This window comes from Azohydromonas aeria (assembly GCF_009760915.1).
Classification (GTDB): domain Bacteria; phylum Pseudomonadota; class Gammaproteobacteria; order Burkholderiales; family Burkholderiaceae_C; genus Azohydromonas; species Azohydromonas aeria.
Genome location: NZ_VIDQ01000002.1, coordinates 193,893 through 213,848, shown reverse-complemented (window position 1 = coordinate 213,848; position 19,956 = coordinate 193,893). Strand labels below are relative to the sequence as shown.

Here is a 19,956-nt window from a genome sequence, read left to right as displayed (position 1 = left end):
TCCTGTGTCTTCAGTGCAGCGTCTGGGCGCAGCAGTGTTTGTACTTGCGCCCGCTGCCGCAGGGGCAGGGCTCGTTGCGACCGATCTTGGGAACATGCCGGCGCAGTGGCGCGGGCCCGGCGGCACCCGCGCGCCGGGCCGACTCGAAGTGGCGGTAGCACTGGGTCGCGCCGGCAATCATGGAGGCGATCACCTCCTGGCGCTTCTGCGCATCGATGGGCGGCGGCCGCATCCCGGGATCTGGGTCGTGCTCGTGAACGAGCATCATCATCGGCACCACGCAGCCGCCGTCCTTGTCGCTGGCAATCAGCTCGTTCCAGCTGCCCGGGCGTGCCTGCATGCCGCGCATGAAGCCGCGCGCCCAATCGTTGCCGTGCGCCACGCCCGCGTCGTCCTCCAGCAGCACCGGCAGGTACACATCCGGCTCGGTCAGGGTGCGCTGCAGTTCCGCGGCGATCCAGTTCCAGTGCCGCATCATCAGGCCGGTGATCCTGCCGGCCTGCTCGTCGCTGTCGAAGGTGAACTGGTCGCCCAGTACCTGCTGCACGGCCTCGGTCGGCGGCACGAACACCGGCCCGCAGATCAGCGCCGCGAAATACCCGTCCATCGCTTCGAGCTTCATGGCCGCTGGGCCGGCTTGCAGGGCCTCCTGGAGCTGGTCGAACTCCTGCTCGGTGAGGGAAACGGGGGTCGAGGCGGCAAGCATGGGCGTGAGGGTCGGACGTGCGGCGCACTGCTGCGGCATTGTGGCGTATCGGGGCTGTCCATCACTGCAGCCGCACAGCTGCAAGCCACCGGGGCCCTTCAGGCACGCGCTGGAGGCAGCCGGCCGGAATTTGCTCCAGTCACACTCCTCGGTGCGAGGCCCAGCGCCGTTGAGCACCGAAGGCAGCCGCCATCTCGCGTGCCCGCTTGGTGTCGTCGCTGTGCAGGTAGGTCGAGGTGGTGGAAATCGAGGCGTGACGCAGGTTATCGCGCACGGTGGTGAGCTCCGCGCCGAGTTCAAGGGCGTGCGTGGCATGGGTATGCCTTGTCCAGTGCGGGCTGGCGCGGCGCAGCTTCTCGGCCAGCGGCGGGTTGTCGGCTTCGAGGAGGCCGGCGGCCGTGGCGAAGAAGCGCCGCATCAGCGCCCACAGGCGCGCCGTCGTGATGCCGCCGACGTCATCGGCCAGGCGGCCCACCAACGGCGTGTCGGACGCCCATCGCGTGGGCGTCACGGGCAAGCCCCGTTGCACCAGGTAGCGCTCCAACGCCGTGAGGGCCAGCGGCGGCAGGGTCACCTTGCCGGTCTTGGCGCCCTTGCCCACGAGGTGCAGCCAGGATTCCTGCCGCGCGTCGGTCTCGATGGCGCCCAGCGTGGCGCCCACCAGCTCGCTCGCGCGCAGGCCCGTGGCATAGGCAAAGTCGAGCACGAAGCGCAGCCGCTGCGCCGCCGGCGCGCTCCAGCCGTACGACCATTCCAACCCGTCGGCGACGACGCGCAGCAGCCGCCACTCGGCCTGCGAGAAGCCGCGCGCGGCGTCCAGCGGCGCCGTCGATGAGGCGCCGCGCACCCTCATGCCCGCAAACGGGTTGGCCAGCACGTAGCGCTGCTCGACCAGCCAGCGAAACAGCGCCCCCAGCACCGACACCGAGTACTTGATGGAGCGCGCTGACAGCGCCCCGGCGAAGGGCCGCCACTCGGGCGAGTGCCGTGGCCGCGGCGGCCCGATCCAGCGCGCCGCAGGTGCAGGCCGGCGCAGGAAGGCGAGGTAGGCGGTGGCGTCCTCGGTGGCCAGCGAAGACAGCGCCTTGCCGCGCTCCAGCACCGCCCACAGGATCAACCGCTCGGCCTCCTTGCGGTACGCGCGCCGCGTGGCCTCGGACTCGTGGCGCTGCAGCCAAGCCTGTACCGCGGCGTAGTCATCGCGGGCGTCGAGCGCGCAACTCTCGCGCGGGGCACGGAAGCGCCCTTGCGAGCCGTCGAGATCCTGCGGCAGCGCGATGCGCTCCCACGGCTGCACGTCTGTGGGTGCTGCCGCCACCAGCGCGCGGGCACGCTCGGTGAGCTGGGGGTGCGCAGTGAAGAAGGCTTCCACCTGGCGCGCGCCGGTGGCGCCCAGCCCGGGCACGGCCGTCCACCAACGCCGGCGGCGCGGCACGCGCACCGTCAGCGCCGCGAGCGTGTCGATGCCTGCGGCCTGCAGCGCGGCGGCGATACGCGCGGGCAGCCAGGCGTCCACCCGATCGCCGATGAGCGGCTGCGGCGGGGGCAGGGTGCGCAGCGTCTCGATGGCCTGGGCCACGGCGCGGGCGTGGGCGGCGTCGCCGCGGTGCTCCACGGCGAAGGTCTGCGCCAGGTCTGCCCGGTGGCGCGAGCGCGCCAGGCGCTGCAGCCGCCGGCGGATGCCCCCGAGCACGCCGCGCGCTGACGAGCCGTCCTGCAGCGCCTGGGGCAGGTACTGCTCGACCGCGGCGCGTGCCGGCAGGCCCTCATGCCAGGCGCGCAGCGCCGCCAGCGCTGCGGCGTCGGGCAGTTCGTCCAACCCGGCAGGGGTGCCAGGCGCTTTTCGCGAGGTGAGTTTGCTCACCTGAGAATGCTACTGTGATAGATAAGACTTATCTCGATAGCACCATGAAATAGGCAGCCATTGAAGATCGATTGCGGCTCACCCAACTAGACAAGACGACTTAACTTCTTGAAGTGGTTCGCCTCCAGGTCGAGGATCGGTTGGAGTCCAAGAGGAACAGCGCTCTGGACGGGTGGCGACATTCCTCGTGTGAACGAGCAGTTCTCAGCATCCGACCACGGACGCATTTCGTTAAAGCGAAAGCTATTGATGGCGGTCATCGAAGTGCCTGTGCAACACTTCACCGCTCTGTCTTGAGCTACCCCAATGTCTGAGCCAACGTCGCATGTTCCCCGTCTTGACGTGTACAGCCTGCGCCTGTTCGTCGCGGCTGCCCGGGAAGGGTCCATCGCTCGTGCGGCTGAGCGGGAGCACATCGCGGCGTCGGCACTGAGCCGGCGCATCGCTGATCTGGAGCACGCTCTGGGCGTGCCGCTGCTGGTGCGCTCGGCCCGCGGTATTGAACTCACGGAGGCTGGCCGTTGCGTTTTCGAGCGGGGGGCACGCGTAGAGGACGAACTGCTCACGTTGGTCAAGGACGTGTGGGAGTTGAGCGGCAGCGTGGTCGGCACGGTACGGCTGTGTGCCAACGCGTCGGCCATCGTTGGGGAGTTGCCCGAACGGTTGCAGGCTTTCAAGCACGCCTACCCGGCGGTGGAGATTGCTCTGCAGGAGCAACGGAGCTGGGAAGTCATCCGGGCCTGCCTGGACGACCGTGCGGACGTCGGGATTGCTGTGGCCACGGAAGCGCCCAAGGGGCTGGATTCCTGGCATTTCGCCACCGACCCGCTCATTGTCCTGCTGCCGGCAGGGCACCCATTGGCCAGCCAGCAGCACATCACGTTCAAGGAAGTTGCAGCCAGTGGCCTGGTTGGGATCCAGCCTGGCGGTGCGTTGGACCAGTTGATCCATGAGCAGGCCCAGATGGCGCAGATCTCGCTGTGCATCGGCGTCACGGTCAGCAGTTTTGACGCCGCCTGCCGCATGGTGCAGGCCGGGCTGGGGGCTGCCATCGTGCCGACCAGCGCGGCCGCAGCCTATGCCGGCACCGACCCTTTCGAGCGCCGCGAACTGGCCGAGTCCTGGGCCGCACGGGATCTATGGCTCTACGCCCTTCGCAAGGCGCCGCGGTTGCGAGCAGTTGAGCTGCTGATCGACGCGCTCAAACGCTGACGGCACCAGCAGCCTAGGGTTTTCCTGGGGCATCGTTTGTCGCGATGCCCCGCATGCCGCATGAGCACTTCTTGGGCGGGGGTGGTGTGACTAGATTCACGCCACTTTCCCACGCCCTGTGTGGAGTCCCGTGCCCGGCATTTGCGCCGGCCCGCCTCCGCCCGACGACTCCATGCAAACCCTTCAGCTCGATGGCCGCATCCTGTTCCTGAGCCGGTCTGCCGACGCCATAGCGCGCCAGCTCGCGGGCGAGGCCATCACGCCAGCGCAGGCGGGCCCGCTGCGCGACGACGTCTCCACCGACGAGATCACGCCGGTGCACATTCTGTCGCACTACGACGACCGGCTCGGCCGCTTCACCTACACCGGCTTCCAGGCCGGCGACAGCCTGCCCTTCGGGCCGGAGGCGGCGCGCGCCGGCGGCTTCGCCGTCACGGTGGCGGGCAAGCGCTACGGCAAGGGGTCGTCGCGCGAGCACAGCCCCTTTGCCGAGAAGCTGGCTGGCATCCGCCTCGTCATCGCCGAGAGCTTCGAGCGCATCTACCGCCAGAACGCCGACAACATCGGGCTGTTCACCTCGACCGACTTCGGCCTCATCCCGCGCATTCAGGCCGGGGAGGCCATCTCCATCGATGAGCTCGTGGCCGGGCGCGACGCGCTGGCCGCGGCCATCCTGCGTGCCGGCGGGCTGCTGCGCTTCGGGCAGCGGTTCATGCGCGACGTGCGCCCGGTGGCGGTGCCCGAAGGCGGGCGGCCGCGCACGCTGTTCGAGAAGATCGTGGCGCGCCACGCGCTGGCCACCGAGCTCACCGCGGCCGACCCGGCGCCCGGCGACGGCGCCTTCGTGCGCGCGGACCTGCGCTTCATCCACGAGTACTACACCGGCATGGCCGCGCACATGCTGGGCGCCACCTTCGGCGAAGGGCTCGCGCTGCAGGACCCGGCGTCCATCGTCGTGTTCGAGGACCACACCAACTACGTCACCGAGAGCCCGGCGCACGTGCGCGGCGGCTTGGTGGACAACGTGCTGGCCATGTGCCGCGCGCAGCGCGCCTTCGCGGCAAAGCATGGCCTGCGCGAGTACCGCGCGCTGACCGAGGCCGAGGCCGCGCAGGACGACGGCCGCAACGTCGCCGGCATCTCGCACGCGATGGTGGCCGAGCACCACGCGCTGCCCGGCGGCCTGGTCGTGGGCACCGACTCGCACACGCCGCACAGCGGCGCCCTGGGCTGCGTGGCCTTCGGCGTGGGCACCACCGACATGGCCAACGCCTTCGTCACCGGCGCGGTGCGGCTGACCGTGCCGCAGTCGCTGCTGGTGCGGCTCGACGGCGCGCTGCCTGCCGGGCTCACCGCCAAGGACGTGGTGCTGCACCTGCTGGCGCTGCCGGCCATCCGCGCCGGCGCGGGGCTGGGCAAAGTGTTCGAATTCACGGGGCCGGTGGTGGAGAAACTGTCCACCGACGAGCGCGCCACGCTTACCAACATGACGGCGGAGCTGGGCGGCTTCACCGGCATCGTGGCGCCGGACGCGGAGACCGTGCGCTTCCTCAAGCAGCGCCGCGGCCTGGACGTCGCGCTGCAGCCGTGGATGAAGAGCGACGCGGGCGCCGCCTATGCCGGCGTGATCGAGGTGGACTGCGGCCGGCTCGCGCCGATGGTGGCGCGGCCCGGCGACCCGGGCAACGGCGTGGCGCTGGCCGACGTGGCCGAGCGCCCGCACGTGGACATCGCCTACGGCGGCTCGTGCACCGCGGGCAAGCTGGAGGACTTCGAGCACTACCACGCGGTGCTGGCCTGGGCCGCGCAGCGCGGCCTGCGCGTGGCGCCGGGGGTGCAGCTGTACCTGCAGTTCGGCACCACGGCCGTACGCGACCAGTGCATCGCGCGCGGCTACGTCGAGGCCTTCGAGCAGGTGGGCGCGCGCATCCTGCAGCCCTCGTGCGGCGCCTGCGGCAACTGCGGGCCCGGCTCGTCCACCGAAGCCGCGCAGGTGACGGTGAGCGCCATCAACCGCAACTTCCCCGGCCGCGGCGGCCCCGGCCAGGTCTGGCTGGCCAGCCCGCCCACCGTGGCGGCCAGCGCCATCGCAGGGCGCCTGGTGTCGTTCGAAGAGCTGCAGGCCCAGGCGGGCAGTTGAAACCCAGCCGGCGCCGATCCATCCATCACACAGGAGACAACGTGACGATTCGCACCCTCACGCGCCGAGGCGCCCTGGCCATGGCTTGCCTGGCCTTGGCGCTGCCGGCTTCGCTGGTACAGGCGCAGTCCGACAAGCCCATCCGGGTCGTCGTGCCGCTGTCCGCAGGCTCCACGGTGGACGCCGTGGCGCGTGCCATGAGCAACCAGATGGCCAAGGTCATGGGCCATCCGATCGTGATCGACAACCTGCCCGGCGCCGGCGGCATGACGGGCACTGTGCAAGTCGTGAATGCACCCAAGGATGGCCTGACGCTGGGCATGATTTCTTCCAACCACGTCATCAATCCCAGCATCTACAAGAAGGTCCCTTTCGACACGCTGAAGGACATTACGCCGATCACCGTCATCGGCACCGTGCCGCTTGTGCTGGTGGTGCACCCCTCGGTCAAGGCCAACAACGTGAAGGAACTCGTTGCGCTGATGAAGGCCAAGCCCGGCACCCTGAATCTCGGCTCGGCGGGCAATGGCAGCACGCTGCACCTGGCCGGCGTGATGTTCGGCACCGAGGCCGGCGTGGAGATCCGCCATATCCCCTACAAGGGCACCGGGCCGCTGACCTCGGACATCGTGGGCGGCCAGGTGGACATGGCGTTCATCTCCGTGACGGCAGCAGCGCCGCACATCAAGAGCGGCAAGTTGCGCGCTTTGGGCATGTCCACCAAGACCCGCTCCCCGGTGCTGCCCGACGTGCCGACGCTGGCCGAGTCCGGACTGCCCAACTACAGCTTCGATGCCTGGATCGCCCTCGTGGGCCCGGCCGGGCTGCCCGCACCCATGGTCCAGAAGGTCTACGCCGACACCAAGACCGTGCTGGCGCAAAAGGAAGTGCAGGAGGCCCTGGTCCAGCAAGGCATCACGGTCATCAACAGCACGCCGGAGCAGGCCGTGCCGTTCTTCAAGTCCGAGCTGGACAAGCACGCCAAGCTGGTCAAGCAGTCCGGCGCCACGGCCGAGTGAGCGCGCTTGTGAGCCGGCCGCACCGCATCGCTGTCCTGCCCGGGGAAGGCATCGGCCCGGAGATCGTGGCCCAGGCGCTCAAGGTGCTGCGGGCCCTGCAGGGCCATGGTTTTGAATTCGAGGCCAGGGAAGCCCCGGTGGGCGGTAGCGCCTGGCTGCTCACCGGCACGCCGCTGCCGCAGCCGACCATCGATCTGGCGCTGGCCAGCGACGCGGTGCTGTTCGGCGCCGTGGGCGATCCGCGCTTTGACCACCTGGAGCCCGCGCTGCGCCCGGAGCGCGCCATCCTCGGCTTGCGCAACGCCATGGGCCTGTTCGCCAACCTCAAGCAGGTCAGCGTGCCGGCCGAGCTGGCGGAGCTCTCGCCGCTGCGTGCCGAGAAGGTGTCGGGCGTGGACCTGCTGGTGGTGCGCGAGCTCAACGGCGACGTCTACACCGGGAGCCCCAAGGGCGTACGCGCGGCGCCCGACGGCCCGTTTGCCGGCGAGCGTGAGGGCTTCGACAGCATGCGCTATGCCGAAGGCGAGGTGCGGCGCATCGCCCACGTGGCCTTCAAGGCTGCGCAGCGCCGCTCGGGGCGGGTCTGCAACGTGGACAAGGCCAACGTGCTGGCCACCTCGCGCGTGTGGCGCGAGGTCGTCATCGAGGTCGCGCGCGAGTACCCGGCCGTCGAGCTGAGCCACCTCTATGCCGACAGTGCGGCGATGCAGCTGATCTCGAATCCGGGTCGCTTCGACGTCATCCTGTCCGGCAACCTGTTCGGCGACATCCTGTCGGACGCCGCCTCGGTGCTGACCGGCTCGATCGGCCTGCCCGCCTCGGCGCTGCTAGGTGAGGGCCCGCGCGGCATGTTCGAGGCCGGACACGGCACGGCGCTGGACATTGCCGGGCGCGACGTCGCCAACCCACTGGCGTGCATCCGCGCCGCCGCGCTGATGCTGCGCCATTCGCTGGGCCGCGACGACCTGGCGCATCGCATCGAGGCCGCGGTGACGGCTGTGCTGCGCCAGGGCCTACGCACGGCGGACCTCGCTGGCGGCACCCGCGTGGTGGGCACCGGCGCCATGGGTGACGCCGTGGTGGCCGCTCTGGGTTGACCCCGCCTGCAGCTCATTCCGAACCGGGCGCTGCCACGGACAACTCCAGGTACTTGCACAGCGTGCTGGCCAGGGGGCTGAGGCGTTGCCCCTTGCGCCACACCAGGCCCACCTCCATGGGCGGGATTGGGTCTTTGAGCGGAACGGTCTGGATGCGCCGGCCATCGAGCGACCAGGGGCGAAACACCATGTCGGAGAGGATCGTGACGCCCAGGCCCAGCGCCACCATCTCGCGCACGGCCTCCATCGAGGTGGTGCGCACGAAGGACTCGGGCTCGATGCCCGCGTCGCTCCAGTAACGCATTGCCGCCGTGTCGCCCTCGTCCACCGCGGGCAGGATGTACGGATAGGGTGACACGTCGTCCAGCGAAGCCTGGCTCAGCTCGGCCAGTGGATGGTTGGCCGCCACCCACAGCTGGCGCCGCGAGCGCGCCAGCACCCGGCGCTGCAGGCGCTTGGGATCCAGCAAGTTGGAGGTCAGTGCCACGCCCATCTCGATTTCGCCCGCCTCGATGCTGGCCTCGATGTGCTCGCGGTCGCGCTCCACCGGCACGATGCGCACGCCCGGATAAAGCTTCTGGAACTTGGCGATGAAGGGCATGAGGAAGTAGCCCAGCACCGTGTAGCTGGCCGCGAGTTGCAGCGTGCCCGACACCGTGCTGCGGTCGCGGAACGGATGACGTGCGGCGTCGGCCGCGGCTTCCAGCACCGTTTGCGCGTGCTGCAGGAACAGGTGGCCCTCGTAGGTCAGCGTCACGCCGCTGCGGCTGCGCTCGAACAGCAGCGTGCCCAGCACGCGTTCGAGCTCCGCGATGGCCGCCGTCATCGTGGACTGCGTGATGCTGGCCTCGGTGGCCGCCAGCGAGATCTGGCCGGTGCGGGCCACGGCGGCGAAGTACTGCAGCTGGCGCAGCGTGAAGCGGATGGGAGGTTGGGAGGTGGACATCGATTTCTTCGATGGCAAATAGCGAACATTTGCGTTTTACCTCAGAGCGGCCGACGACGAAACTGCCGTCAATCACCACGTATCAAGCCGATGCCAGGCCCCGAGACCACGATGGACAACGCACAGACCCTTGCCAACGTCACGCTGGAAGACAAGTACACGCTGCCGAAGGGCCGCGTTTACATGACGGGCACCCAGGCCCTGGTGCGGCTGCTGATGGCGCAGAAGGAACGCGACGCGGCCGCGGGCCTGAACACCGGCGGCTTCGTCTCGGGCTACCGCGGCTCGCCGCTGGGCGCGGTGGACCAGGAGCTGTGGAAGGCCAAGAAGCACCTGGCCGAGCACGACATCAAGTTCGTCCCCGGCCTCAACGAGGAACTGGCAGCCACCGCCGTCTGGGGCACGCAGATGGTCAACCTCGACCCCCAGGCCACGGTCGATGGCGTGTTCGCGCTGTGGTACGGCAAGGGCCCCGGGGTGGATCGCAGCGGCGACGTGTTCAAGCACGGCAACATCGCCGGCTGCTCCAAGCACGGCGGCGTGCTGCTCATCGCCGGCGACGACCATTCGTGTAAATCGTCGAGCCTGCCGCACCAGAGCGAGCATGCCTTCATCGCGGCCATGATCCCGGTGCTCAATCCGTCGGGCGTGCGCGAGTTCATCGAGTTCGGCCTGCACGGCTGGGCCATGTCGCGCTACTCGGGCTGCTGGGTGGGTTTCAAGTCCATCAGCGACACCATCGAGTCGTCCTCGTCCTTCGAGATCGACCCGATGGCCGTGGAGATCAAGGTGCCCGACACCTATCCGATCCCCACTGACGGTTTCCACATCCGCTGGCCCGACCCGCCGCTGGAGCAGGAGAACCGGCTGCAGCGCGAGCGCCTCTATGCGCTGCTGGAATACGTGCGCCTGAACCGCCTCAACCGCCAGGACTGGGCCGCGCCCGTGGCGAAGCTGGGCATCGTCACCACGGGCAAAAGCTACCTCGACGTGCGCGAGGCGCTGGCCATGATGGGCATTGACGAAACGACCGCGCAGTCCCTGGGCGTGCGGCTGCTCAAGATCGGCGTGTCCTGGCCGCTGGAGCCCGAGTGCATCCGCGAGTTCGCCGAAGGGCTGGACGAGATCCTGGTGGTCGAGGAGAAGCGCCAGATCATCGAGTACCAGCTCAAGGAGCAGCTCTACAACGCGCCCATCGCCTCGCGCCCCCGCGTGGTGGGCAAGTACGACGAGAGCGGCGAATGGGTCAAGGTGCCGCACGACGGCATCCTGCTCTCGCCCAACGGCGAGCTCACGCCGGCGGCCATCGCGGGCGTCATCGCCGCGCGCATGGCCAAGGTGCTGGGCGTGGAGCAGTTGCCTGCTGGCGCGCGTGCGCACCTCACGCCGTGCCGGGCTGCCGACGGCTTCACCCGCGTCGAACCCGGCTCGCAGCAGCGGCTGCCGTACTTCTGCTCGGGCTGCCCGCACAACACCAGCACCAAGGTGCCCGAGGGCTCGCGTGCCGTGGCCGGCATCGGCTGCCACTACATGGCGCAGTGGATGGACCGCCGCACCGAGACGTTCACGCAGATGGGCGGCGAAGGCGTGAGCTGGATTGGCCAGGCGCCCTTCACGGGCACGAAGCACATCTTTGCCAACCTGGGTGACGGCACCTACATGCACTCCGGGTCGCTGGCCATCCGCGCCGCCAAGGCCGCGGGCGTGAACATCACCTACAAGATCCTGGTCAACGACGCGGTGGCCATGACCGGCGGCCAGCCGGTGGAAGGCTCGCCCACCGTGCCGCAGATCCTGCAGCAGCTTGCGGCCGAGGGCGTGGAGCACCTGCATCTCGTCAGCGATGAGCCGGATCTCTACGAGGGCATGAGCGGGCTGCCCGCCGGCGTGGCCATCAGCCACCGCGACGGCATGGACGACCTGCAGCGGGACTTGCGCGAGAAGCAGGGTGTTTCCGTGATCGTCTACGCCCAGACCTGCGCGGCCGAGAAGCGGCGCCGCCGCAAGAAGAAGCAGCTCGTCGATCCGCCCAAGCGCGTCGTGATCAACGAGGAGGTGTGCGAGGGCTGCGGCGACTGCGGCGTGCAGTCCAACTGCGTCTCCATCCTGCCGCTGGAAACGCCGCTGGGCCGCAAGCGCCAGATCGACCAGAGCTCGTGCAACAAGGATTTTTCTTGCGTCAAGGGTTTCTGTCCGAGCTTCGTCACGGTGGAAGGGGGTGCGCTGCGCAAGCCGAACAAGTCCAAGGCCGTGCCGCCGCAAAACCTGCCCGCTCCCGTGCTGCCGGCGCTCGACGCGCCGTGCAACGTGGTGGTGACCGGTGTCGGCGGCACCGGCGTGGTGACCATCGGTGCCCTCATGGGCATGGCCGCGCACCTGGAAGGCAAGGGCGTGCTGGTGCTGGACATGGCGGGTCTGGCGCAGAAGGGCGGCGCGGTGATGTCGCACGTGCGCCTGGCCGCCACGCCGGCCGGACTGCATGCAGCGCGAGTGGCGGCAAAGCAGGCCGACGTGGTGCTGGGTTGCGACCTGATGGTCGGCGCCGGCAAGGAAGCGATCGGCACCATGGACGCAGGCCGCACGCGGGCGGTGATGAACACCGACGTGCCGCCCACCGGCGCCTTCACGCAGAACCCGGATTGGGCAACCGACCCGGAGGCCATGCTGCAACGCGTGCGCGGCGCGGCGCAGTCGGTGGAAGCGCTCAACGCGGCGGCACTGGCCACCGCGTTGATGGGCGATGCCGTGGCGACCAACGTGTTCGTGCTGGGCTTTGCCTGGCAGAAGGGCTGGATCCCGCTGCGCGAGGATTCCCTCATGCGCGCCATCGAGCTCAACGGCGCTGCGGTGCCGATGAACAAGGCCGCGTTTGCCTGGGGCCGGCAGGCCGCGCTGGATCTGGCCGTGGTGCAACAGGCTGCCGGTCTGGCCAAGCCGGCTGCGGTGGTGATGATGCCCCAGCGCACCCTGGGCCTGGAGGCGCTGATCGAGGACCGCACCAGGCGCCTTGCCGCCTACCAGAACGGGGCCTATGCCCAGCGCTTCGAGGCCTTCGTGCGCGAGATCGCCACGGCCGAGAAGCAACGCACCGGCGGCGACCGCCTGGCGCGCGAGGCGGCGGTGAGCCTGTACAAGCTCATGGCCTACAAGGACGAGTACGAGGTGGCGCGCCTGTACGTCGAGACCGGCTTCTTCGACCGCGTGGCAAGCCAGTTCGAAGGCGACTACAGGCTGAACTTCCACCTGGCGCCGCCGCTGTTCTCCAGGAAGGATGCCCAGGGCCACCTGGTCAAGAAGTCCTACGGGCCGTGGATAGCCACTGCCTACAGGTTCCTGGCCAGGGCCAAGCGGCTGCGTGGCACCCCGCTGGACATCTTCGGCTACACGGCCGAACGCCGTGGCGAGCGTGCGGCCATCGGCGAGTTCGAGGCGCTGATGCGCCAGGTCACGGGCGCGGTGACTCCGGAGCGGCTCACGACGGCGCTGGAACTGGCCCGCCTGCCGCAGACCGTGCGCGGCTTCGGCCACGTCAAGGAGCACAACGCCGCGGCGGCCCAGCAGCGCCAGCAACAGCTGCTGGCTGCGCTCACGTCGCCGCAAGGCCCTGCCTCGCAACCCGAAGCGGCATCCCGCGCCGCTGCTTGACGCTGGCCTCCGGCGCCGCCGGACATGGCGCGAATTGCAACCATCCTGGCTCCCGCCATACCGCGCCGGCACCTACGCTTGCCGCCAAACCGACCCCACACACGGAGACATTTTTCATGATGCACCTTCCCGGCCTGAGCTTTGACCTCGGCGAAACCATCGAGATGCTGCGCGACACGGTGCGCAGCTTCGCGGCCGACGAGATTGCCCCGCGCGCAGCAAGCATCGACCACGACAACCTGTTCCCCGCGGACCTGTGGAAGAAGCTGGGGGACCTGGGCCTGCACGGCATGACGGTGAGCGAGGAGTACGGCGGCACCGACCTGGGCTACCTCGCGCACATGGTGGCGATGGAAGAAGTCTCGCGTGCGTCGGCCTCGGTGGGCCTGAGCTACGGCGCGCACTCCAACCTGTGCGTCAACCAGCTGCACCGCAACGGCAACGCGGCACAGAAGGCGAAGTACCTGCCGCCGCTGGTGGCCGGCGACCACGTCGGGGCGCTGGCCATGAGCGAGCCCAACGCCGGCTCCGACGTGGTCAGCATGAAGCTGCGGGCCGAGAAGCGCGGAGACCGCTACGTGCTCAACGGCTCGAAAATGTGGATCACGAACGGCGGAGACGCCGACACGATGATCGTCTATGCCAAGACCGATCCCGAGGCTGGCCCCAAGGGCATCACCGCCTTCATCATCGAGAAGAGTTTCAAGGGCCTGGGCTTCGGCAACAAGCTCGACAAGCTCGGCATGCGCGGCTCCAACACCTACCCTGTGTTCTTCGAGGACTGCGAGGTCCCCGAGGAGAACGTGCTGGGCGGACTGGGACAGGGCGTGAAGGTGCTCATGAGCGGCCTGGACTACGAGCGCGCCGTGCTCTCCGGTGGCCCGCTGGGCATCATGGCCGCGTGCATGGACGTGGTGGTGCCCTTCGTGCACGACCGCAAGCAGTTCGGCCAGAGCATCGGCGAGTTCCAGCTCATGCAGGGCAAGCTGGCCGACATGTACACCACGCACCAGGCCTGCCGCGCCTACGTCTACGCGGTGGGCCAGGCCTGCGACCGCGCCGACCATGCGCGCACGCTGCGCAAGGATGCCGCGGGCGCCATCCTGTACTCGGCCGAGAAGGCGACGTGGATGGCCGGCGAGGCGATCCAGGCCTTGGGCGGCGTGGGCTACACCAAGGAATTCCCGGTGGAGCGGCTGTGGCGCGACGCCAAGCTCTACGAGATCGGCGCGGGCACCAGCGAGATCCGCCGCATGCTCATCGGCCGCGAGCTGTTCAGCGAAACCATGTGAGGCCCGGCCATGTGCAGTCTCGACGGGCTCTTTGCCAACAACCGTGCCTGGGCCAACCAGCGCGTAGATGCCGATCCCGAGTTCTTCACCCGGCTGGCGCGCCAGCAGGCGCCGCGCTACCTGTGGATCGGCTGCTCCGACAGCCGCGTGCCGGCCAACGAGATCCTGGGACTCGACCCGGGCGAGGTGTTCGTGCACCGAAACATCGCCAACGTGGTGGTGCACTCGGACCTGAACTGCCTGTCGGTGCTGCAGTACGCCGTGGAGGCCCTGAAGGTCGAGCACGTCATGGTCGTGGGCCACTACGGCTGCGGTGGCGTGCAGGCCGTGGCCGAGCACCGCTCCGCGGGCCTGGCCGACAACTGGCTGCGCCACATCGAGGACATCGCCTTCAAGCACGAGCTGCGGCTGGGCGCCACTCTGGACGACGAGGCGCGCGGCCGGCGCCTGGTGGAGCTCAACGTCGTCGAGCAGGTGGCCAACGTGTGCCGCACCACCATCCTGCGCCGCGCCTGGTACCGCGGCCAGCGCGTCGAGGTGCACGGGCTGGTGTACGGCCTGGCTGACGGGCTGCTGCGCCGCGTGGGCATGAGCGTCAACGGCGGGCAAGCGTGGGACGAGCGCTACCGGGCCTCCCTCATGAGCCTGGCCTGAACTTCAACGAATCTCAAGCGAGACAACATGCAAGCACTCAAGACGCAGATCGACCCGCGCTCAGCCGAGTTCCGCGCCAACGCCGACGCCATGCGCACGCTGGTCCAGGACCTGCGCGCCAAGGCGGCCGAGACGGCCCAGGGCGGTGGCGAGGCGGCGCGGGCCAAGCACACCGCGCGCGGCAAGCTGCTGCCGCGCGAGCGCGTAGCGCAGCTGCTCGACCCGGGTGCGCCCTTCCTGGAGATCGGCCAGCTCGCGGCCCACGGCATGTACGGCGGCGACGCGCCGGCCGCGGGCGTGATCGCGGGCATCGGCCGGGTGCAGGGCGTGGACTGCATGATCGTGGCCAACGACGCCACGGTGAAGGGTGGCACCTACTACCCCATGACGGTGAAGAAGCACCTGCGCGCGCAGGAGATCGCGCAGCAGAACCACTTGCCGTGCATCTACCTGGTGGACTCGGGCGGTGCCTTCCTGCCCAAGCAGGACGAGGTGTTTCCGGACCGGGACCATTTCGGGCGCATCTTCTTCAACCAGGCCAACATGTCGGCGCTGGGCATTCCGCAGGTGGCCGTGGTGATGGGCTCGTGCACCGCAGGCGGCGCCTACGTGCCGGCGATGAGCGACGAGACCGTGATCGTGCGCAACCAGGGCACGATCTTCCTGGGCGGCCCGCCGCTGGTGAAGGCCGCCACCGGCGAGGTGGTCAGCGCCGAGGACCTGGGCGGCGGCGACGTGCACACGCGCATCTCGGGCGTGGCCGACCACCTGGCCGAGAACGACGCGCACGCGCTCTTCATCGCGCGGCGCATCGTCGCCAACTTCAATCGCGTTAAACCCTCTTCGGTCACGCTGGAGTCCAGCGAGGAGCCGCTGTACGACCCCGAGGAAATCTACGGCGTGATCCCCCAGGACACGCGCAAGCCCTATGACGTGCGCGAGGTCATCGCGCGCGTGGTGGACGGCTCGCGCTTCGACGAGTTCAAGGCCCGCTATGGCAGCACGCTCGTGACCGGCTTCGCGCGGCTCTACGGCATGCCCGTGGGCATCGTGGCCAACAACGGCATCCTCTTTGGCGAGTCGGCGCAAAAAGGGGCCCACTTCATCGAGCTGTGCTCGCAGCGCGGCATCCCCTTGCTGTTCCTGCAGAACATCACCGGCTTCATGGTCGGACGCAAGTACGAGAGCGGCGGCATCGCCAAGGACGGCGCCAAGATGGTGACGGCTGTGGCCACGGCCCAGGTGCCCAAGATCACGATGCTCATCGGCGGCTCCTTCGGCGCGGGCAACTACGGCATGTGCGGCCGGGCCTACTCGCCGCGCTTCCTGTGGATGTGGCCCAACTCGCGCATCAGTGTCATGGGCGGCGAGCAGGCGGCGTCGGTGCTGGCCACCGTGCGGCGCGAGGGCATCGAGGGCAAGGGCGGCGCCTGGAGCGCGCAGGAAGAGGACGCCTTCAAGGCGCCCATCCGCGCGCAGTACGAGGAGCAGGGCCACCCGTACTACGCCACGGCGCGGTTGTGGGACGACGGCGTGGTGGACCCGGCGCAGACGCGCCGCGTGCTGGGCCTGTCGCTGGCGGCCACGCTCAATGCGCCCATCCTGCCGACGAAATTCGGCGTGTTCCGCATGTGAGGCCGGCCATGGACTACAAGACCCTCAAGATCGAACACCGGGGCGCCAGCGCCTGGATCTGGATGAGCCGCCCCGAGGTGCACAACGCCTTCGACGAAACGCTGATCGCCGAGCTCACGGACGCCTTCAAGGCCCTGGATGTCGCGCCTGCCGTGCGGGCCATCGTGCTGGCCGGGGAGGGCAAGAGCTTCTCCGCCGGGGCGGACCTGAACTGGATGCAGCGCCAGGGCGCCGCCGCGCTGGAGGACAACCTGGCCGACGCGCGCAAGCTCGCCGGTCTGTTCCGCGCCATCTCGATGTGCGCGACGCCCACGCTGGCCCGTGTGCATGGCGCAGCACTCGGCGGCGGCATGGGCCTGGCCTCAGCCTGCGACATCTGCGTGGCCTCAACCAAGGCGCAATTCGCAACTTCCGAGGTTCGGCTGGGGATCATCCCGGCGGCGATCGGCCCCTATGTGGTGCGCGCCATCGGCGAGCGCCAGGCCTACCGCTACTTCCAGACGGCGGAGCGGATCAGCGCCGAGCAGGCCGGCCACATCGGGCTGGCGCACGAGGTGGCCGAGCCTGAAGAGCTCGACGCCCGGGTGCAGCAGGTGGTGGACGCGCTGCTGCTGGGCGGGCCGCTGTCGCAGGCCGCGGCCACCGACCTGATCCGTGCCGTGGCGCACCGCCCGGTGGACGATGACGTGGTCGAGGACACGGCCCGGCGCATCGCCACGCTGCGCGCGACGCCTGAGGCGCGCGAAGGCCTGGCGGCTTTCCTGGGCAAGCGTGCTCCCGAGTGGACGCAAGGCCGAGCCTGACAAGAACTGGAGACACGCATGTTCAACAAGATCCTGATTGCCAACCGGGGTGAGATCGCCTGCCGGGTCATCAAGACGGCGCGCCGCATGGGCGTGGCTACCGTGGCCGTGTATTCGGAAGCGGATGCCAATGCGCGCCATGTCCGCCTGGCCGACGAGGCGGTGCTGATCGGCCCGGCGCCGGTGCGCGAGTCCTACCTGCTGGCCGACCGCATTCTCGAAGCTGCGAAGCGGACGGGCGCGCAGGCCGTTCACCCGGGCTACGGCTTCCTGTCCGAGAACGAGGACTTCGCCGAGGCCTGCGAGGCCGCCGGCATCGCCTTCATCGGTCCGCCGGCTTCGGCCATCCGCGCCATGGGCTCCAAGTCGGCGGCCAAGGCGCTGATGGAGAAGGCCGGCGTGCCGCTCACGCCCGGCTACCACGGCGACAACCAGGACCCCAGCTTCCTGGCGGCGCAGGCCGAGCGCATCGGCTACCCCGTGCTGATCAAGGCCAGCGCCGGCGGCGGCGGCAAGGGCATGCGCCGCGTGGACCACGCCGCCGACTTCGAGGCGGCGCTGGCCTCTTGCCAGCGCGAGGCCACCAACGCCTTCGGCGACGACCACGTGCTGGTCGAGAAGTACGTGCTCAAGCCGCGGCACATCGAGATCCAGGTGTTCGGCGACAAACGCGGCGACTGCGTCTACCTGTTCGAGCGCGACTGCTCGGTGCAGCGCCGGCATCAAAAGGTGCTCGAAGAGGCGCCCGCGCCTGGCATGACGCCCGACCGCCGCGCGGCCATGGGCAAGGCCGCGGTGGATGCGGCCAAGGCGGTCGGGTACGTGGGTGCCGGCACGGTGGAGTTCATCGCCAACCAGGATGGGTCGTTCTACTTCATGGAGATGAACACCCGGCTGCAGGTCGAGCACCCGGTGACCGAGATGATCACGGGTCTGGACCTGGTGGAGTGGCAGCTGCGTGTGGCCTCGGGCGAGCGGCTGCCGCTGCGGCAGGAGCAATTGTCCATTGACGGCCACGCGTTGGAGGCGCGCATCTACGCCGAGGACCCGGACCGCGGCTTCCTGCCTTCTACCGGGCGCCTGGTGCATCTGGCGCCGCCGCCGGAGAGCGACCACGTGCGCGTGGACACCGGCGTGGAGCAGGGAGACGAGATCACCCCGCACTACGACCCGATGATCGCCAAGCTGATCGTCTGGGGCGCGGACCGGCGCCAGGCGCTGTCGCGCATGCGCCAAGCCCTGGCCCAGTACCGCGTGGTGGGCGTGCAGAACAACGTGGAGTTCCTCTCGCGACTGGTTGCCGTGCCGTCGTTTGCGGACGCCAACCTCGACACTGGGCTGATCGAGCGCGAGCAGGCCCTGCTCTTCCCGGAAACCGGCGAGGTGCCGGCCGACGTGTGGCTGCTCACGGCCCTGGCGGAGCTGCTTCGCGAGCAGCGCCTGGCGCAGAAGGCCGCGACCAGTGCGCCGGACGAAGCCTCTCCCTGGCGGCTGCTCGACGGTTGGCGGCTCAACGGCAGCGCGCAGCGCCAGCTCGCGTTGCGCCTGGGCGAGGTGGTCCAGGACGTTGGCGTGGCTGTCGTGCGCGGTGGCTGGGAGCTGACGCTGGGCGACCAGCGCATCTTCGCCCGCGGCACGCTGGGCGCCGACAGCGAGCTGATGGCGCAGCTGGGCGAGCGCCGCCTGCGTGCCGCGGTGGTGGCTACCGGCGAGCGGCGCCAGGTGTTCTTCGAGGGCCGCTCCTGGCCGCTGGCCATGGTTGACCGGCTGCACGTCGGCGGTGCAGGCGAAGAAGCGGAAGGCGGCCTGCGCGCGCCCATGCCTGGCAAGGTCATCGCATTGATCGCTCAGCCCGGCGCCACGGTCGAGAGGGGTGCGCCGCTGCTGGTGCTCGAAGCCATGAAGATGGAGCACACCATCGCCGCGCCTCGCAAGGGCGTCGTCAAGGCCTTCCGCTTTGCGCCGGGCGACCAGGTGGCCGACGGCTCCGAGCTGGTGGAATTCGAGAGGGCCGAGTGATGGCAACGACGGACAACCGGGTACGCGTCGTCGAAGTCGGGCCGCGCGACGGCCTGCAAAACGAGAAGCAGTCCATCTCCACCGCGATCAAGCTGGAGCTCATCGAGCGGCTGGCGAAGGCGGGCCTGCGCGACATCGAAGCCACCTCCTTCGTGTCGCCGAAGTGGGTGCCGCAGATGGCCGACCATGCCGAGATCATGGCGGGCCTGCAGCGGCGTCCTGGCGTGAACTATCCCGTGCTCGCGCCCAACCTCAAGGGCTTCGAGGCGGCGCTGGCGGCCGGTGCCACGGAGGTGGCGGTGTTCGCCGCGGCGTCGGAGGCATTCTCGCGGAAGAACATCAACTGCTCGATTGCCGAGTCCATCGACCGCTTCGTGCCGGTGTTCGAGGCGGCGCGCCAGCACGGCGTGAAGGTGCGCGGCTACGTCTCCTGCGTGGTGGCCTGTCCTTACGACGGTGCCATCGCCCCGGACAAGGTGGCCGAGGTGGCGGCGCGGCTGCACGAGCTGGGCAGCTACGAGGTGTCGCTGGGCGACACCATCGGCGCGGGCACGCCCGCGTCCGTGCTGCGCATGCTCGACGCCGTGGCCAAGGACGTACCGGTGGCGCAGCTGGCCGGCCATTACCATGACACCTACGGCATGGCCGCGGCCAACGTCTACGCGTCGTACCAGTTCGGTCTGCGGGTGTTCGACAGCTCGGTGGCCGGGCTGGGTGGCTGTCCCTATGCCAAGGGCGCCACGGGCAACGTCGCGACCGAGGACGTCGTCTACCTGCTGCAGGGGCTGGGTGCCGACACCGGCGTGGATCTCGACGCGCTGGTGGACTGCGGCGCCTGGATCAGCGAGCAGCTCGGTCGTGCGCCGCAGTCGCGCGTAACACGCGCCCTGCTGGCCAAGCGTCCCGCTGCCCACTTGGCCTGAA

The 19,956-nt window shown here is 69.4% G+C and carries 14 protein-coding genes; 11 read left to right on the top strand and 3 right to left on the bottom strand.

Annotated elements, in window-relative coordinates; all coding sequences use genetic code 11:
- Positions 1–10 precede the first annotated feature (10 nt).
- Positions 11–706 (bottom strand): UPF0149 family protein, encoded by a 696-nt coding sequence (locus FJ694_RS02745; protein ID WP_157264110.1) that lies wholly within the window; start codon positions 704–706, stop codon positions 11–13.
- A gap of 139 nt (positions 707–845) precedes the next feature.
- Positions 846–2,570 carry a site-specific integrase gene (locus tag FJ694_RS02740; RefSeq protein WP_375140189.1) on the bottom strand — a complete coding sequence of 575 codons (1,725 nt, stop codon included), beginning with the start codon at positions 2,568–2,570 and terminating at the stop codon, positions 846–848.
- 306 nt (positions 2,571–2,876) lie between these two features.
- Here FJ694_RS02740 and FJ694_RS02735 point away from each other — a divergent pair, with 306 nt between their 5' ends.
- The 4 genes from FJ694_RS02735 (at position 2,877) to leuB (ending at position 8,038) form a co-directional block, all read left to right on the top strand.
- Entirely contained in the window at positions 2,877–3,782 is a 906-nt protein-coding gene (locus tag FJ694_RS02735; protein WP_157264106.1) for a LysR family transcriptional regulator, read from the top strand.
- A gap of 172 nt (positions 3,783–3,954) precedes the next feature.
- Complete coding sequence (locus tag FJ694_RS02730) at positions 3,955–5,922, top strand: aconitase family protein (protein WP_157264104.1); 1,968 nt, start codon at positions 3,955–3,957, stop codon at positions 5,920–5,922.
- A gap of 80 nt (positions 5,923–6,002) precedes the next feature.
- The gene (locus FJ694_RS02725; RefSeq protein ID WP_157264274.1) at positions 6,003–6,941 is read left to right on the top strand and encodes a Bug family tripartite tricarboxylate transporter substrate binding protein; all 939 of its coding nucleotides are present in this window, start codon (positions 6,003–6,005) and stop codon (positions 6,939–6,941) included.
- Positions 6,938–8,038 (top strand): 3-isopropylmalate dehydrogenase, encoded by a 1,101-nt coding sequence (gene leuB / locus FJ694_RS02720; protein ID WP_232539870.1) that lies wholly within the window; start codon positions 6,938–6,940, stop codon positions 8,036–8,038. The genes FJ694_RS02725 and leuB overlap by 4 nt, the downstream gene beginning before the upstream one ends.
- A gap of 13 nt (positions 8,039–8,051) precedes the next feature.
- On the opposite strand, the gene FJ694_RS02715 is transcribed toward leuB, so the two are convergent.
- The gene (locus FJ694_RS02715) at positions 8,052–8,984 is read right to left on the bottom strand and encodes a LysR family transcriptional regulator (RefSeq protein ID WP_157264103.1); all 933 of its coding nucleotides are present in this window, start codon (positions 8,982–8,984) and stop codon (positions 8,052–8,054) included.
- A gap of 111 nt (positions 8,985–9,095) precedes the next feature.
- Here FJ694_RS02715 and FJ694_RS02710 point away from each other — a divergent pair, with 111 nt between their 5' ends.
- From FJ694_RS02710 to FJ694_RS02680, 7 genes are all read left to right on the top strand, one after another.
- Positions 9,096–12,629 (top strand): indolepyruvate ferredoxin oxidoreductase family protein, encoded by a 3,534-nt coding sequence (locus FJ694_RS02710; protein ID WP_232539869.1) that lies wholly within the window; start codon positions 9,096–9,098, stop codon positions 12,627–12,629.
- 116 nt (positions 12,630–12,745) lie between these two features.
- A complete protein-coding gene (locus tag FJ694_RS02705; RefSeq protein ID WP_310735027.1) occupies positions 12,746–13,921 on the top strand; it encodes an isovaleryl-CoA dehydrogenase in 1,176 nt (391 codons plus the stop codon).
- Positions 13,922–13,930: 9 nt separating this feature from the next.
- Positions 13,931–14,575, top strand: coding sequence for a carbonate dehydratase (can, locus tag FJ694_RS02700; RefSeq protein WP_157264101.1), 645 nt, complete (start codon positions 13,931–13,933; stop codon positions 14,573–14,575).
- Positions 14,576–14,602: 27 nt separating this feature from the next.
- Positions 14,603–16,210: a carboxyl transferase domain-containing protein gene (locus FJ694_RS02695; RefSeq protein ID WP_157264100.1), complete on the top strand. Its 1,608-nt coding sequence runs from the start codon at positions 14,603–14,605 to the stop codon at positions 16,208–16,210.
- A gap of 8 nt (positions 16,211–16,218) precedes the next feature.
- A complete protein-coding gene (locus FJ694_RS02690; protein ID WP_157264099.1) occupies positions 16,219–17,013 on the top strand; it encodes an enoyl-CoA hydratase/isomerase family protein in 795 nt (264 codons plus the stop codon).
- 18 nt (positions 17,014–17,031) lie between these two features.
- Positions 17,032–19,032, top strand: a complete 2,001-nt coding sequence (locus FJ694_RS02685; RefSeq protein ID WP_157264098.1) for an acetyl/propionyl/methylcrotonyl-CoA carboxylase subunit alpha — start codon at positions 17,032–17,034, stop codon at positions 19,030–19,032.
- Positions 19,032–19,955, top strand: a complete 924-nt coding sequence (locus FJ694_RS02680) for a hydroxymethylglutaryl-CoA lyase (RefSeq protein ID WP_157264097.1) — start codon at positions 19,032–19,034, stop codon at positions 19,953–19,955. The genes FJ694_RS02685 and FJ694_RS02680 overlap by 1 nt, the downstream gene beginning before the upstream one ends.
- The last annotated feature ends 1 nt before the right edge of the window (position 19,956 follow it).

Bases quoted from the DNA above. Each gene is read 5' to 3' on its own strand.
- FJ694_RS02725 (WP_157264274.1), top strand. From the start codon at position 6,003: ATGGCTTGCCTGGCCTTGGCGCTGCCGGCTTCGCTGGTACAGGCGCAG.
- FJ694_RS02735 (WP_157264106.1), top strand. From the start codon at position 2,877: ATGTCTGAGCCAACGTCGCATGTTCCCCGTCTTGACGTGTACAGCCTG.
- FJ694_RS02710 (WP_232539869.1), top strand. From the start codon at position 9,096: ATGGACAACGCACAGACCCTTGCCAACGTCACGCTGGAAGACAAGTAC.
- FJ694_RS02715 (WP_157264103.1), bottom strand. From the start codon at position 8,984: ATGTCCACCTCCCAACCTCCCATCCGCTTCACGCTGCGCCAGCTGCAG.
- FJ694_RS02745 (WP_157264110.1), bottom strand. From the start codon at position 706: ATGCTTGCCGCCTCGACCCCCGTTTCCCTCACCGAGCAGGAGTTCGAC.
- FJ694_RS02705 (WP_310735027.1), top strand. From the start codon at position 12,746: ATGATGCACCTTCCCGGCCTGAGCTTTGACCTCGGCGAAACCATCGAG.
- FJ694_RS02690 (WP_157264099.1), top strand. From the start codon at position 16,219: ATGGACTACAAGACCCTCAAGATCGAACACCGGGGCGCCAGCGCCTGG.
- FJ694_RS02730 (WP_157264104.1), top strand. From the start codon at position 3,955: ATGCAAACCCTTCAGCTCGATGGCCGCATCCTGTTCCTGAGCCGGTCT.
- FJ694_RS02685 (WP_157264098.1), top strand. From the start codon at position 17,032: ATGTTCAACAAGATCCTGATTGCCAACCGGGGTGAGATCGCCTGCCGG.
- FJ694_RS02695 (WP_157264100.1), top strand. From the start codon at position 14,603: ATGCAAGCACTCAAGACGCAGATCGACCCGCGCTCAGCCGAGTTCCGC.
- can (WP_157264101.1), top strand. From the start codon at position 13,931: ATGTGCAGTCTCGACGGGCTCTTTGCCAACAACCGTGCCTGGGCCAAC.
- FJ694_RS02680 (WP_157264097.1), top strand. From the start codon at position 19,032: ATGGCAACGACGGACAACCGGGTACGCGTCGTCGAAGTCGGGCCGCGC.